Origin of the sequence: Cellvibrio sp. QJXJ (genome assembly GCF_024452345.1) — a bacterium.
In the GTDB taxonomy this organism is placed as follows: domain Bacteria; phylum Pseudomonadota; class Gammaproteobacteria; order Pseudomonadales; family Cellvibrionaceae; genus Cellvibrio.
The window spans coordinates 2,587,112-2,602,854 of record NZ_CP101662.1 but is presented as its reverse complement, the minus strand read 5'-3'; the positions used below and the strand labels follow the sequence as shown (position 1 = coordinate 2,602,854).

Genomic DNA, 15,743 nt, shown 5'->3' with positions numbered 1-15,743 from the left:
GAGTTATATCATGGCAAAGAAAGTAACCGCTTACGTTAAGCTGCAAGTTGCAGCTGGTAAGGCAAACCCAAGTCCTCCAGTAGGTCCGGCTCTTGGTCAACACGGCGTAAATATCATGGAGTTCTGTAAAGCATTTAATGCTCAGACTCAAGGTATGGAAGTTGGTTCTCCTGTCCCTGTGATTATCAGTGTGTACAGTGATCGTAGCTTCACGTTCGTAATGAAAACACCGCCAGCATCTTTCTTGTTGAAAAAAGCTGCAGGTATTACCAGTGGTAGTGGTCGTCCTAACACAAACAAAGTTGGCAAAGTAAATCGTGCTCAGCTCGAAGCTATTGCAACTACAAAACTGGCCGATTTGACTGCTGCTGATATGGATGCTGCTGTGCGTACTATCGCAGGTTCTGCGCGTTCAATGGGTCTGGAAGTGGAGGGCGTATAACATGGCAAAAATTACTAAGCGTCAACGTGCAATCAACGAGAAAGTTGATTCCAGCAAGCAGTATTCAATTGAAGATGCTGTTGCGCTGTTAAAAGAGTTGTCTACTGTGAAATTTGCAGAGACAGTAGATGTATCCATAAGCTTGGGCATTGATCCTCGTAAATCAGATCAGTCTGTGCGTGGTGCAACTACGCTGCCTCACGGTAACGGCAAGTCTGTGCGTGTTGCTGTATTTACTCAAGGTGCAAATGCTGAAGCGGCAAAAGCAGCTGGAGCAGAGTACGTAGGTATGGATGATTTGGCTGCAGAAATCAAAGCTGGCAAAATGGATTTTGATGTTGTTATTGCTAGCCCGGATGCAATGCGAGTTGTTGGTCAGCTTGGTCAGGTTTTGGGGCCACGTGGTCTGATGCCTAACCCAAAAACCGGCACAGTAACCCCGGACGTATTAACTGCTGTTAAAAATGCTAAGGCTGGTCAGGTTCGTTATCGCGCCGAGAAAGGCGGTATTGTACATGGTGGCTTGGGTAAAATTTCTTTTGATACTATCGCGATCAAAGAAAACCTTGAGGCATTGGTTGCTGATTTGAAAAAATCCAAACCAGCCACATCGAAAGGTATTTACCTGAAGAAAATTTACTTGAGTACGACTATGGGCCCAGGCTTGGTAATCGACCAAGCATCACTTGCCGTTTAATTTGCGAGTGGAAAGAACTTTGGGGTCCACTATTTTAGTGGGCCGTCAAAGACCGTAGGTGTCTGGACAACAAGTTCATACTTAATACCCTACGCAGATGGTGAGACCCTATTTGCTGCAATTAATTGCAATAAATGACATCACCGAATAGTGGTTCTGATGTGTTTATCAGGGCCGGTAGTTAACGATAATCAATGGCGCAACATCCGAGTTGCAATTGATTGTCCATGCAGGAGAAATCCCGTGGCATTAGGACTTGAAGGCAAAAAAGCGATTGTCGCTGAAGTCCAAGAAGCTGCAAAGAGCGCTCTGTCTGCTGTTATCGCTGATTCTCGTGGCGTAACCGTTGGCAAGATGACCGCTCTGCGCAAGCAGGCCCGTGAAGCTGGCGTCTGGGTAAAAGTCGTCCGCAACACATTGGCCCGTCGCGCTGTGCAAGGTACAGCTTACGAATGTCTTGCTGATAAATTCGTAGGGCCAACTTTGATTGCATTTTCCACCGAGCACCCAGGTGCTGGTGCGCGTATCCTTCAGGATTTCGCCAAAGAAAATGACAAATTTGAGTTGAAAGCTGCTGCCTTTGAAGGTGAGTTAGTGAACATCGCAATGTTGGCAACACTGCCAACTTACGACGAAGCTATTGCTCGCCTGATGAGTGTGATGAAAGAGGCTTCCGCTGGCAAACTGGTTCGCACTATTGCGGCCGTTCGCGATCAAAAAGAACAGCAAGCTGCTTAATCTTCGGATTGGCACTTACTTTAGATTTAACGAGCAAAGTTGCTCCATTAATTAGGAATTGAGACATGTCTCTGACTAAAGACGATATCATCAATGCCATCGCAGAAATGTCTGTAAAAGATGTTGTTGAGCTGATCACTGCAATGGAAGAAAAATTCGGTGTTAGCGCTGCTGCTGCTACTGTTGCTGTAGCTGCTGGCCCAGCTGCTGCTGCTGAAGAGCAAACTGAATTTGACGTTATCCTTTCTTCTGCTGGTGATAAGAAAGTTAACGTAATTAAAGCAGTTCGCGAACTGACTGGTCTTGGCTTGAAAGAAGCTAAAGACTTGGTGGAAAGTGCACCAAAAGCAGTTAAAGAAGCTGTTTCTAAAGCTGATGCCGATGCAGCCAAGGCTAAATTGGAAGAAGCTGGCGCACTCGTAGAAGTTAAATAATTCTACGCTTGTGTCACAGCGTCCATTTACAGTGTGGACACAGGGCTGGTGAGCAATATGCTCGCCAGCCTTTTTCTGTTTTCAGAAATCCTATTGCTCTACTGTGAATTGAGGCGTCAATGGCTGGCTTGAGCTATGCCATTGGGTTACTCCTGAAGTAATCGTAAAGTTATCGAATTTAAGCAAGTTTTTACAAAGAAACGCACGTGCGTTTTCATGGCTGCGATCAAGCCCGATCCGCGAACAAGCTGGGGAATACAGATGGCTTACTCATATACTGAGAAAAAACGTATCCGTAAGGATTTTGGCAAACTGCCACATGTAATGGATGTACCTTACCTCTTGGCGATTCAGTTAGATTCCTACAGAAAGTTTACCCAGGCAGATACTTTGCCTAGCAAGCGTGATGATATGGGTTTACACGCCGCTTTCCGTTCCGTTTTTCCAATCGTCAGCTACTCAGGTAATGCGGCCCTCGAATACGTGAGCTACAACCTTGGTAAAGCCGCTTTTGATGTGAACGAATGTATTCTGCGTGGTGTTACCTACGCAGTTCCCCTGCGCGTAAAAGTTCGGTTGATTATTTACGATCGCGAATCTTCCAATAAAGCCATTAAAGATATTAAAGAACAAGAAGTGTACATGGGTGAAATTCCACTCATGACCGACAATGGTACTTTTGTTATTAACGGTACCGAGCGCGTTATCGTATCGCAATTACACCGTTCTCCTGGTGTATTCTTTGACCACGATAAAGGTAAGACTCATTCATCCGGAAAGTTGCTCTTTTCTGCGCGTATTATTCCTTACCGCGGTTCATGGTTGGATTTCGAGTTCGATCCCAAAGACTTGCTTTATGTCCGTATTGATCGTCGTCGTAAACTGCCGGCAACCATTTTGCTGCGTGCACTTGGTTTCAGTTCTCAAGAAATGCTGGCAATGTTCTTTGAAACCAGTACGTTTATTCTTGGGAAAGATGGTCAGTTCAGCTATGAGGTTGTTCCATCTCGTCTGCGTGGTGATGTAGCTACGTTTGATATTAAAGATGACAAGGGCAATATTATTGTTGAAGAGGGGCGCCGTATTACTGCGCGTCATATTCGTCAATTAGAAAAAGCTGGCGTTAATCAAATGGATGTACCTGCAGAGTATCTGCTGGGGCGCTCGCTTGCTAAAGATATTATTGATACTCGCAGCGGTGAATTGCTGTTTGAATGCAATACCGAAATTACTGCCGATGTATTGTCAAAGCTTGGCGCCGCTGGCGTAGAGCAAATTGAAACGCTCTATACGAATGAATTGGATTGTGGTGCATTTATCTCTGATACTTTGCGCGTTGATCCAACTCGCACAGCACTGGAATCACTGGTAGAAATTTATCGCATGATGCGCCCCGGTGAGCCGCCAACCAAAGAGTCTGCGGAAGCGCTGTTCCAGAATTTATTCTTCTCACAAGAGCGCTACGATCTATCTGCAGTCGGTCGCATGAAGTTCAACCGTCGTCTTGGTCGTGAAGCCGAGACGGGCGAAGGTACTCTATCGAATGACGATATCGTTGATGTGATGAAGACATTGATCTCCATCCGCAATGGTAAAGGCGTTGTGGATGATATCGATCACTTGGGTAACCGCCGTGTGCGTTCCGTAGGTGAGATGGCCGAAAACCAATTCCGTGTTGGTTTGGTACGTGTAGAGCGCGCAGTAAAAGAACGTTTATCTATGGCAGAAAGCGAAGGTTTGATGCCGCAAGATTTAATCAATGCCAAGCCGGTTGCGGCTGCGGTCAAAGAGTTCTTTGGCTCATCTCAGCTTTCACAATTTATGGATCAAAACAACCCGCTGTCAGAGATCACGCACAAGCGTCGTGTTTCTGCGCTTGGCCCAGGTGGTTTGACTCGTGAGCGTGCAGGCTTTGAAGTGCGTGACGTACATCCGACTCACTATGGTCGTGTATGTCCTATCGAAACACCTGAAGGTCCAAACATTGGTTTGATTAACTCTTTGGCTACCTATGCCCGCACTAACAATTACGGTTTCCTTGAGAGTCCGTATCGCAAAGTGATTAATGGCAAGGTAACCAATGAAATTGATTTCCTTTCGGCAATCAATGAGTCTGATTATGTCATTGCACAGGCTTCTGCAACATTGGATGACAAAGGCAATCTAACTGAAGAGTTGGTGTCGGTTCGTCACCTGAACGAATTCACCTTGAAAGCACCTGCCGATGTTCAATATATGGACGTGTCTGCGCGTCAGGTGGTTTCTGTTGCAGCGTCATTGATTCCATTCCTCGAGCACGATGACGCCAACCGTGCGCTTATGGGTTCAAACATGCAGCGTCAAGCTGTACCAACTCTGCGCTCGCAAAAGCCGTTGGTTGGTACTGGCATGGAGCGGAATGTTGCTTCTGACTCTGGTGTGTGTGTGGTTGCCAAGCGTGGCGGCGTTATCGATAGCGTTGATGCTGGCCGTATAGTAGTTAAAGTACATGATGCAGAAGTTGAAGCTGGTGATGCCGGTGTAGATATCTACAACCTGATCAAATATACCCGTTCCAACCAAAATACCTGTATCAATCAGCGCCCTATTGTCAGCATGGGTGATTCAGTATCCCGTGGCGATATTCTGGCGGACGGTCCTTCCGTTGATATGGGTGAGTTGGCGCTTGGTCAAAACATGCGTATCGCCTTTATGCCGTGGAATGGTTACAACTTCGAAGATTCGATTCTGGTTTCAGAGCGCGTTGTACAAGAAGATCGCTTCACTACCATTCATATCCAGGAATTAACCTGTATCGCACGTGATACCAAGCTGGGCAGTGAAGAAATCACCGCCGATATTCCAAACGTGGGTGAGAGTGCGCTGAGCAAACTCGACGAATCCGGCATTGTGTATATCGGTGCTGAAGTAGGCGGCGGCGATATTTTGGTTGGTAAGGTTACTCCTAAAGGGGAAACCCAACTGACGCCTGAAGAAAAACTGTTACGTGCAATCTTTGGTGAAAAGGCTTCGGACGTTAAAGATACTTCTTTGCGCGTACCCTCAAGCACCAAAGGTACTGTAATTGACGTTCAGGTTTTCACTCGTGATGGTCTTGAAAAAGATCAACGTAGTTTGGAAATAGAAAAAGCGCAATTGGATGAAGTGCGCAAAGATTTGAACGAAGAATACCGTATCGTTGAGTCTGCCACTTTCGAGCGTTTGCGTTCAGCACTGGTCGGCCAAACTGTAGCATCAGGAAAAAATGTGAAAAAAGGCGAAGCCTTGACGCATGAAGTTCTTGATGGTTTGGAGAAAGATCAGTGGTTCAAGCTGCGTATGTCTGAAGATGTTCTCAATGAGCAGATCGACCGTGCAGAAGAGCAACTGGCTGAGCGCCGCAAGATTCTTGACGAGCGTTTTGAAGATAAGAAGCGCAAGCTCTCTACTGGCGATGATCTGGCTCCGGGTGTTCTCAAGATTGTTAAGGTTTATCTTGCTATCAAACGTCGTATTCAGCCGGGCGATAAGATGGCCGGCCGTCACGGTAACAAGGGTGTTATCTCGGTAATCATGCCGATCGAAGATATGCCTTACGACGAAAATGGTGAGACTGTTGATATCGTCCTCAACCCGCTCGGCGTACCTTCACGTATGAACGTGGGGCAGGTGCTGGAAATGCACTTAGGTATGGCGGCTAAAGGCTTGGGTGTGAAGATCAACAAAATGCTGCAAGAGCAAAAAGCGATTGCTGACATTCGCGCATTCCTGGAAGAGATCTACAACAAAACCGGTGATGTTGCTGCGAAAGAAGATCTGGCATCGTTTACCGATAAAGAGATTCTCGACCTGGCCAAAAACCTGGTGGACGGTGTGCCTATGGCAACACCGGTGTTTGATGGTGCCAAAGAGCATGAAATCAAGGCATTGCTGCGTTTAGCTGGCCTGTCAGATACCGGTCAATCCGTGCTTTATGACGGACGTACTGGCGACCAGTTTACCCGCCCGGTCACTGTTGGCTACATGTACATGCTGAAGTTGAACCACTTGGTCGACGACAAAATGCATGCCCGTTCAACCGGTTCTTACAGCCTTGTTACCCAGCAACCATTGGGTGGTAAAGCGCAATTCGGTGGACAGCGTTTCGGTGAGATGGAAGTGTGGGCACTGGAAGCATACGGTGCAGCTTACACCTTGCAAGAAATGTTGACTGTTAAGTCAGATGACGTTGCGGGTCGTACCAAGATGTATAAGAATATCGTGGATGGCGATCATCGTATGGAGCCTGGCATGCCGGAATCTTTCAACGTATTGGTTAAAGAGATTCGCTCTCTGGGTATCAACATCGAGCTTGAACAAGACGATTAATTTAATCGTTTGCTCCGGCAATAGGCACTGATGCCTGTTGCCGTGTTGTGTTCCCGGCAGCAGTGCCGACAAGAATTTGCCTAGAAGTTTAATGAAAGCTCCCTTGGAGCCAACAGGAGAAAGCGCCTTGAAAGACTTACTGAATTTACTCAAGTCCCAGGGACAGGTCGAAGAATTCGACTCTATTCGTATTAGCTTGGCATCACCTGAAATGATTCGTTCCTGGTCGTTTGGCGAAGTGAAAAAGCCAGAGACCATCAACTATCGTACCTTCAAGCCTGAGCGTGAAGGTCTATTCTGCGCCAAGATCTTTGGCCCGGTAAAAGATTACGAATGCTTGTGCGGCAAGTACAAGCGTATGAAGCACCGTGGCATTATCTGTGAGAAGTGCGGTGTTGAAGTGACCTTGGCTAAAGTGCGTCGTGAGCGTATGGGCCACATCGAACTGGCTAGCCCGGTTGCACATATTTGGTTCCTGAAATCACTGCCGAGCCGTATTGGTTTGTTGCTGGATATGACCCTGCGTGATATCGAGCGTGTATTGTATTTTGAATCCTACGTAGTGACCGAGCCAGGTATGACTACGCTGGAGCGCGGTCAATTGCTCTCTGACGAGCAATACTTCGAAGCCATGGAAGAGTTCGGTGACGAATTCGAAGCGCAAATGGGTGCTGAAGCGATTCAGACCTTGATGCGTGCTATTGATCTGGAATCAGAAATTCAACGCCTGCGCGAAGAAATTCCAAATACCACCAGCGAAACCAAAATCAAAAAATACTCCAAACGCCTGAAGCTGTTGGAGGCATTCTTCTTCTCTGGCAACAAGCCGGAGTGGATGGTGATGGAAGTGTTACCGGTATTGCCGCCAGATCTGCGTCCATTGGTTCCACTGGACGGCGGTCGCTTTGCGACTTCCGACCTGAACGATTTGTACCGTCGCGTAATCAACCGTAACAACCGTTTGAAGCGTCTGTTGGATCTGAATGCGCCGGACATTATCGTGCGCAACGAAAAGCGTATGCTGCAAGAAGCGGTAGATGCGTTGCTGGATAACGGTCGCCGTGGTCGTGCGATCACCGGTTCGAATAAGCGTCCGCTGAAATCGTTGGCAGACATGATCAAAGGTAAGCAAGGTCGTTTCCGTCAAAACCTGCTCGGTAAGCGTGTTGACTACTCCGGTCGTTCGGTAATCGTGGTAGGTCCAACCCTGCGTTTGCATCAGTGCGGCCTGCCGAAGAAAATGGCCTTGGAACTATTCAAGCCATTTATTTTCAGCAAGCTTGAATTGCGCGGTTTGGCGACCACCATTAAAGCTGCCAAGAAAATGGTTGAGCGTGAAGAAGCTGTCGTTTGGGATATCCTCGACGAAGTAATCCGCGAGCATCCGGTGCTCCTGAACCGTGCACCAACACTTCACCGTCTTGGTATCCAGGCGTTTGAGCCAGTACTGATTGAAGGTAAGGCAATCCAGCTGCACCCGCTCGTCTGTTCTGCGTACAACGCGGACTTCGACGGTGACCAAATGGCAGTTCACGTTCCGCTGACTATTGAAGCTCAGTTGGAAGCGCGTGCATTGATGATGTCTACCAACAACATCCTGTCACCCGCATCAGGTGAACCCATTATCGTTCCTTCGCAGGACGTGGTATTGGGCTTGTATTGGATGACCCGTGATCGTGTTAATGCCAAAGGCGAGAACATGATTTTTGCAGATACTGCAGAAGTGTCACGTGCCTATTACTCCAAACAAGTTGACCTGCAAGCACGCATCAAAGTGCGTTTGGTTGAAACCCTCATTGGTGCTGAAGGCGAAAGAACTAGCGAGACCAAATTGGTAGAAACTACCGTGGGTCGCGTATTGCTGTGGGAAATCGTTCCACCAGGTATTCCTCTGGAAATGATCAACCGCCCAATGGTTAAGAAAGCCATCTCTGCGGTTATCAACTACTGCTATCGCGTAGTGGGACTGAAGGCTACGGTTATTTTTGCTGACCGTTTGATGTACATGGGTTACGACTTCTCCACCAAGTCAGGCTCCTCTATTGGTGTTAACGACTTTACTATTCCTGCTGCCAAGGCTGAGATCATTGGTCGCGCTGATGCAGAAGTGAAAGAAATCGAAACTCAATACGCCTCTGGTCTGGTGACTCAGGGCGAGAAATACAACAAGGTCATCGATATTTGGTCTCGTGCTAACGATTTGGTTGCCAAATCGATGATGGAAGGTATTTCTAAAGAAGCCGTTATCAATCGTGATGGCGTGGAGGAGTTGCAACCTTCGTTCAACTCGGTATTTATGTACGCCGACTCAGGGGCGCGTGGTTCGCCTGCCCAGATCCGTCAGTTGGCTGGTATGCGTGGTTTGATGGCGCGTCCTGATGGTTCGATCATTGAGACCCCCATTAAGGCAAACTTCCGCGAAGGCTTGAACGTACTTCAGTACTTTATTTCTACGCACGGTGCGCGTAAAGGTTTGGCTGATACCGCATTGAAGACAGCCAACTCCGGTTACTTGACCCGTCGTTTGGTTGATGTGGCGCAGGATTTGGTGGTGACCATGCAGGATTGTGGTACCGATGAAGGTTTGACCATGTCACCAGTAATCGAAGGTGGTGATGTTATCGAATCGCTGGGTGATCGTATCCTCGGTCGTATTATCGCACGCGATGTGATTCGCCCTGGTACTGATGAGATCCTGGTTCCTGCTGGCACCATGATTGATGAAGCTTGGGTCGAGCGCGTTGAAGCAATGGGGATTGATGAGGTTCTTGTTCGCTCACCGATTACCTGTGAGGCGCGCAGTGGCATCTGTTCTATGTGTTATGGTCGCGACTTGGCTCGTGGTCATCGCGTCAATGTGGGTGAGGCGGTTGGTGTTATTGCTGCTCAGTCAATCGGTGAGCCAGGCACCCAGCTGACAATGCGTACATTCCACATTGGCGGTGCGGCATCGCGAGCGTCTGCTGCCGATAGCGTGCAGGTAAAACAAGAAGGTACTGTACGTTTACTCAACGTTAAAGTTGTTAGTAACCCTGCAGGCAACTTGGTTGCTGTATCTCGTTCGGGTGAGTTGGCAATTGCTGATAGCAGTGGCCGTGAGCGTGAGCGTTACAAGATTCCTTACGGTGCATTGATCACCGTTAAAGATGGAGAGGCAGTTAAAGGCGGTCAAATTATCGCTAAATGGGATCCGCATACTCACCCCATCGTATCGGAAGTGGCAGGTACTGTTGCCTTCTCTGGTATGGAAGATGGTCTTTCTATTCGTCGTCAGACTGATGAATTGACTGGTCTGAGTTCGATTGAGGTGTTGGATCCTGCTGAGCGTCCATCTGCGGGTAAGGATTTACGCCCTGCAGTAACCTTGGTTGATGGTAAAGGTAAAGAGTTGTTCTTGGCCAATACCAATGTGCCAGCGCATTACATGTTGCCAGCTAAGGCGATTTTGAGCATCAACAATCATGACATCATTAATGTTGGTGACATTATTGCTCGTATCCCGCAAGAAGGTTCCAAGACTCGCGACATCACCGGTGGTCTGCCGCGCGTTGCTGACCTGTTCGAAGCTCGTCGCCCGAAAGAGCCGTCAATCCTGGCGGAAATTTCCGGTACCGTGAGCTTCGGTAAAGAAACCAAGGGCAAGCGTCGCTTGATCATTACGCCTGTGGATGGACAGCTGTTGCCAGATGGTTCAACCCACTACGAAGTGTTGATCCCAAAACACCGTCAGCTGACTGTGTTTGAGGGGGAGATGGTGGCCAAGGGTGAAGTTGTATCTGATGGTCCAAGCAATCCGCACGATATTCTGCGCCTGCAAGGTGTTGAGGCTCTAGCTCGTTATATTACTAACGAAATTCAGGATGTTTACCGCTTGCAGGGGGTGAAAATCAACGACAAGCACATTGAGACCATTGTGCGTCAAATGTTGCGTAAAGTTGAAATTACCACCATGGGCGATTCAACCTTCGTTAAAGGCGAGCAAGTTGAATATAACCAACTGCTGGAAGAAAACGAAAAGCTGCGTGCTGAAGCTCGCCAGCCTGCAAATTACGAGCGTCAATTGCTCGGGATTACCAAGGCATCTCTGGCGACAGAATCGTTTATTTCGGCTGCCTCTTTCCAAGAGACAACACGTGTTCTTACCGAAGCAGCAGTAACCGGAAAGAAAGATGCGTTGCGCGGTTTGAAAGAGAACGTGGTGGTTGGTCGATTGATTCCGGCTGGTACAGGTTTGGCCTATCACTCAGATCGCAAACGCCGCCGCGAAGCTGCTCAAGTACACGATGTGGGCGTGAGTGCTGAAGATGTTGAAGCAGCATTAACCGAAGCATTGAAATCAAGCATCGGCTAATGCTTGATTAATGGGGCGCATCTTGTGCGCTCCGGGGCTCTATCCCAAGCAAGACTGACAATGTCAGTCTTGCTTTTTTATCGGCTAGATTTATGTGTTGGCCAGTAAATAAGCGGACTTTGCCTTGACGGTGGGGAAGTGCATCTTTACAATGCGCCACCCACTTTTTCCTGAGTGGGAAGCTGGGCTATGCCAATCGGGCTCGTCCGCTTTCTTAACCTTGCCTTTGTTAATAAAGGCGTTTTTTATCTATGGAGTTAGTTTTCATGCCGACGATCAATCAGTTGGTTCGTAAGCCAAGAAAACGTATCGTAGACAAGAGCGATGTTCCTGCTCTGCAAGGCAATCCGCAAAGACGCGGTGTTTGCACTCGCGTTTATACGACTACACCTAAAAAGCCAAACTCAGCATTGCGTAAAGTATGCCGTGTTCGTTTGACTAATGGCTTTGAGGTGTCTTCCTATATCGGCGGTGAAGGCCATAACTTGCAAGAGCACAGCGTGGTGCTGATCCGTGGCGGTCGTGTAAAAGACTTGCCAGGTGTGCGTTACCACACTGTACGCGGTTCACTGGATACTTCCGGTGTTGCCAAGCGTAGACAAGGTCGCTCCAAGTACGGTGCAAAACGTCCTAAGTAATGCTTGCGGGCGGGTGTTTTATCCGCCATTTGCATTTAGTGCGTTAATGTTTTCGGTTTACCACCGAGTAAGGCCAAGCAAACTTAAAACAATTGGGTTTTTAGTGTTGTCTTGGAAAATCCCTGAAGAGAGGCTTTTGATATGCCAAGAAGACGAGTCGTCGCCAAACGCGACACGCTGCCGGATCCAAAATACGGTAACGTGACTCTGGCGAAATTTATGAACCACGTAATGATTAGTGGTAAGAAATCGGTAGCAGAGCGCATTATTTATGGCGCGATGGATATCGTTAAAACCAAATTGAATCGTGATCCTCTGGAGGTTTTCTCCGAGGCCCTCGAAAATATCGCTCCGCTGGTTGAGGTTAAATCTCGCCGTGTGGGTGGTGCAACTTACCAAGTTCCAGTTGAGGTTCGTGCTTCTCGCCGTACCGCTCTGGCAATGCGTTGGTTGGTGGATTACTCGCGTAAGCGTGGTGAGAAATCAATGCCTGCGCGTTTGGCGGGTGAGTTGATGGATGCTGCACAGGGTAAAGGTGCTGCGGTTAAGAAGCGTGAAGATGTTCACCGCATGGCAGAGGCGAACAAGGCGTTCTCTCACTTCCGTTTCTAAGGCGGCGTGGCTTCAAACTTCCTGTGAAAAGCAAAGGCAGCAAGGCTGCCTTTGCTTTTATAGTGAATAGCTAATCGGGGAATAGAGTAGTGGCACGTAAAACTCCAATCACACGCTATCGTAATATTGGCATCTGCGCCCACGTTGATGCGGGTAAAACGACAACTACAGAGCGCGTATTATTTTATACCGGCTTGTCTCACAAAATTGGTGAGGTCCATGACGGTGCAGCAACTACCGACTGGATGGTGCAAGAGCAAGAGCGCGGCATCACTATTACTTCCGCTGCTGTGACTACATTCTGGAAAGGAATGGCGGGCCAATTTGATGAGCATCGCATTAATGTAATTGATACGCCTGGGCATGTTGACTTCACCATTGAGGTGGAGCGCTCTCTGCGTGTGTTGGATGGTGCTGTGGTGGTGCTGTGTGGTTCTTCCGGGGTGCAGCCGCAAACCGAAACCGTGTGGCGTCAAGCAAACAAATATGAAGTTCCGCGAATTGTATTCGTGAACAAAATGGATCGTACTGGTGCTGGCTACATGCGTGTGGTCGAGCAGCTGAAGACCCGGTTGGGGGCTAACCCGGTTCCGCTGCAGATGACTATTGGTGCAGAGGATGAGTTTCGTGGTGTGGTCGATCTAGTTAAGATGCGCGCTATTATCTGGAATGAAGAAGATCAGGGTATGACCTTCAGCTACGAGGAGATTCCCGCGGAGCTGCAGGCAACTTGCGAAAAAATGCGTGAGTTTTTAATTGAGTCCGCCGCTGAGTCCAGTGAAGAATTGATGGAAAAATATTTGGGCGGCGAAGAGCTGACTGAAGAGGAAATTAAAGCGGGAATCCGTGCGCGAACCTTGGCGAATGAGATTATTCCTGTTATTGGTGGTTCGGCCTTTAAAAATAAAGGCGTCCAAGCAATGCTTGATGCGGTTATTGATTATTTGCCGGCCCCAACCGAAGTTAAGGCTATTGAGGGTGTGTTAGAGGATGGTGAGACCATTGCTACTCGCAAGGCGAGTGATGATGAGCCCTTCTCTGCGTTGGCTTTTAAGATTGCTACAGATCCTTTTGTAGGGACGTTGACTTTCTTTCGTGTTTATTCCGGTACGCTGCAGTCAGGCGATATGGTCTTAAATTCGGTAAAAGGTAAAAAAGAGCGTGTTGGTCGTATGGTGCAAATGCATGCTAACCAGCGCCAAGAGATTAAAGAGGTGTTAGCAGGTGATATTGCTGCTGGCATAGGTTTTAAAGACTGTACTACTGGTGACACCTTATGTGCGCTGGATGATGTCATTATTCTTGAGCGTATGGACTTTCCGGAGCCTGTGATTCATGTCGCGGTTGAGCCGAAAACCAAAGCAGATCAGGAAAAAATGGGTGTCGCTCTGGGTAAGTTGGCGCAAGAAGATCCCTCCTTTCGTGTGCGTACTGATGAGGAGACGGGTCAAACAATCATTGGTGGGATGGGCGAGTTGCATCTCGACATTATTGTTGATCGTATGCGCCGCGAGTTTGGTGTCGAGGCCAATATAGGAAAGCCCCAGGTGGCTTATCGTGAGGCAATCCGTAACACCTGTGAGATTGAGGGCAAGTTTGTTCGTCAATCTGGTGGTCGTGGTCAATATGGGCACTGTTGGATTCGTTTCTCTCCTGGTGCTGATGAAAGTGCAGAAGGTTTGGAATTTGTTAATGAGGTAATTGGTGGTGTGGTTCCAAAGGAGTTTATACCGGCAATTCAAAAGGGAATCGCTGAGCAGATGCAAAACGGTGTGCTGGCTGGTTACCCTCTGTTAGGTTTAAAAGCGGTTGTGTTTGACGGCTCCTACCATGATGTTGATTCGTCAGAGATGGCATTTAAGATTGCTGCATCTATGGCGACCAAGAAACTGGCTCAAAAAGGTGGCGCGGTACTGCTAGAGCCAATTATGAAGGTTGAGGTGGTTACACCAGAGGCCAACATGGGTGATGTGGTTGGCGATCTCAATCGTCGTCGCGGCATGATTCTGGGTATGGATGAAAGTCCGATGGGTAAGGTAATTGATGCGGAGGTGCCGTTGGCTGAAATGTTTGGCTACGCCACCTCACTGCGCTCTGCCACCCAAGGGCGAGCAACCTATACCATGGAATTTTTGAAGTATCAGGAGGCTCCTCGCAATGTGGCTGAAGAGTTTATTGCGAGGGGCAGAGTGCAAAGAGACGAAGAATAGTTTCGATATTTCATCTACATAGAGGAATTGAAAAGTGGCTAAAGAGAAGTTTGAACGTAACAAGCCCCACGTCAACGTGGGCACCATTGGTCACGTTGACCACGGTAAAACCACTCTGACTGCAGCGCTGACTCGCGTTTGTGCAGAAAGCTGGGGTGGCGCGTTTGTTGGTTATGATGGTATCGATAACGCACCTGAAGAAAAGGCGCGTGGTATTACCATTAATACCTCTCACGTGGAATATGACTCACCAACTCGCCACTATGCGCACGTTGACTGCCCAGGCCACGCCGACTATGTGAAGAACATGATCACCGGTGCTGCCCAGATGGATGGTGCAATCCTGGTGTGTGGTGCAACTGATGGTCCAATGCCACAAACTCGTGAGCACATCCTGCTGTCTCGTCAGGTAGGTGTTCCTTACATCGTGGTATTCCTGAACAAGGCTGACTTGTTGGCGGAAGACTGTGGTGGTGTAGGCACTGAAGAGTACAACGAAATGTTGGAGTTGGTAGAAATGGAGCTGCGTGAGCTGCTGTCTACCTATGACTTCCCCGGTGATGACACCCCAATTATTGCTGGTTCTGCGCTGATGGCGTTGAACGGTGAAGATGAAAACGGTTTGGGTACCTCTGCGGTACGTAAACTGGTTGAGTCATTGGATAGCTACATCCCTGAGCCAGTGCGTGCTATCGATCAACCATTCCTGATGCCAGTAGAAGATGTGTTCTCTATCTCTGGTCGCGGTACAGTAGTAACTGGTCGTGTAGAGCGTGGTGTTGTTAAAGTTGGTGAAGAGATCGCGATTGTTGGTCTGAAAGACACCGTTAAAACCACCTGTACTGGTGTTGAAATGTTCCGCAAATTGCTCGACGAAGGTCGTGCAGGTGAGAACGTTGGTGTTCTGTTGCGTGGTACCAAGCGTGATGACGTTGAGCGTGGTCAAGTTCTGTGTAAGCCAGGTTCAGTGACTCCACACACCAAGTTTGAATCAGAAGTGTACGTATTGTCTAAAGAAGAAGGTGGTCGTCACACTCCATTCTTTAAAGGTTACCGTCCACAGTTCTACTTCCGTACCACTGACGTAACTGGTGCGGTGGAATTGCCGGAAGGCGTAGAAATGGTAATGCCAGGCGACAACATTAAAATGGTTGTTACCTTGATTCACCCAATCGCGATGGAAGATGGTTTGCGTTTTGCTATCCGTGAAGGTGGTCGTACTGTTGGTGCTGGCGTTGTAGCCAAAATCATTCAGTAATAAGTAGTTGGTAAAA

General features: G+C 48.3%; 10 protein-coding genes. All 10 read left to right on the top strand.

The window, feature by feature from the left end; translation table 11 throughout:
- The first annotated feature begins 10 nt into the window (after positions 1-10).
- The 10 genes from rplK (at position 11) to tuf (ending at position 15,727) form a co-directional block, all read left to right on the top strand.
- Positions 11-442 (top strand): 50S ribosomal protein L11, encoded by a 432-nt coding sequence (rplK, locus tag NNX04_RS11275; protein ID WP_040393157.1) that lies wholly within the window; start codon positions 11-13, stop codon positions 440-442.
- Position 443: 1 nt separating this feature from the next.
- A complete protein-coding gene (gene rplA, locus NNX04_RS11270) occupies positions 444-1,139 on the top strand; it encodes a 50S ribosomal protein L1 (protein ID WP_261945810.1) in 696 nt (231 codons plus the stop codon).
- A 243-nt stretch (positions 1,140-1,382) separates the two neighbouring features.
- The gene (rplJ, locus tag NNX04_RS11265; RefSeq protein ID WP_007644448.1) at positions 1,383-1,877 is read left to right on the top strand and encodes a 50S ribosomal protein L10; all 495 of its coding nucleotides are present in this window, start codon (positions 1,383-1,385) and stop codon (positions 1,875-1,877) included.
- Between the two features lie 65 nt (positions 1,878-1,942).
- Positions 1,943-2,311 (top strand): 50S ribosomal protein L7/L12, encoded by a 369-nt coding sequence (rplL, locus tag NNX04_RS11260; protein WP_007644449.1) that lies wholly within the window; start codon positions 1,943-1,945, stop codon positions 2,309-2,311.
- Between the two features lie 261 nt (positions 2,312-2,572).
- Positions 2,573-6,658 carry a DNA-directed RNA polymerase subunit beta gene (gene rpoB, locus NNX04_RS11255; RefSeq protein ID WP_261945809.1) on the top strand — a complete coding sequence of 1,362 codons (4,086 nt, stop codon included), beginning with the start codon at positions 2,573-2,575 and terminating at the stop codon, positions 6,656-6,658.
- A gap of 127 nt (positions 6,659-6,785) precedes the next feature.
- The gene (rpoC, locus tag NNX04_RS11250; protein ID WP_261948408.1) at positions 6,786-11,009 is read left to right on the top strand and encodes a DNA-directed RNA polymerase subunit beta'; all 4,224 of its coding nucleotides are present in this window, start codon (positions 6,786-6,788) and stop codon (positions 11,007-11,009) included.
- Between the two features lie 266 nt (positions 11,010-11,275).
- On the top strand, positions 11,276-11,647 hold the full coding sequence (rpsL, locus tag NNX04_RS11245) for a 30S ribosomal protein S12 (RefSeq protein WP_040393161.1): 372 nt from the start codon (positions 11,276-11,278) through the stop codon (positions 11,645-11,647).
- Positions 11,648-11,788: 141 nt separating this feature from the next.
- A complete protein-coding gene (gene rpsG / locus NNX04_RS11240) occupies positions 11,789-12,259 on the top strand; it encodes a 30S ribosomal protein S7 (protein ID WP_007644453.1) in 471 nt (156 codons plus the stop codon).
- 89 nt (positions 12,260-12,348) lie between these two features.
- A complete protein-coding gene (gene fusA, locus NNX04_RS11235) occupies positions 12,349-14,469 on the top strand; it encodes an elongation factor G (protein WP_261945808.1) in 2,121 nt (706 codons plus the stop codon).
- Positions 14,470-14,503: 34 nt separating this feature from the next.
- Positions 14,504-15,727 (top strand): elongation factor Tu, encoded by a 1,224-nt coding sequence (tuf, locus tag NNX04_RS11230; protein WP_007644455.1) that lies wholly within the window; start codon positions 14,504-14,506, stop codon positions 15,725-15,727.
- The last annotated feature ends 16 nt before the right edge of the window (positions 15,728-15,743 follow it).

Coding starts and splice junctions, on each gene's coding strand:
- rplK (WP_040393157.1), top strand. CDS start 11: ATGGCAAAGAAAGTAACCGCTTACGTTAAGCTGCAAGTTGCAGCTGGT.
- rplA (WP_261945810.1), top strand. CDS start 444: ATGGCAAAAATTACTAAGCGTCAACGTGCAATCAACGAGAAAGTTGAT.
- rplL (WP_007644449.1), top strand. CDS start 1,943: ATGTCTCTGACTAAAGACGATATCATCAATGCCATCGCAGAAATGTCT.
- rpoB (WP_261945809.1), top strand. CDS start 2,573: ATGGCTTACTCATATACTGAGAAAAAACGTATCCGTAAGGATTTTGGC.
- rpsL (WP_040393161.1), top strand. CDS start 11,276: ATGCCGACGATCAATCAGTTGGTTCGTAAGCCAAGAAAACGTATCGTA.
- rpsG (WP_007644453.1), top strand. CDS start 11,789: ATGCCAAGAAGACGAGTCGTCGCCAAACGCGACACGCTGCCGGATCCA.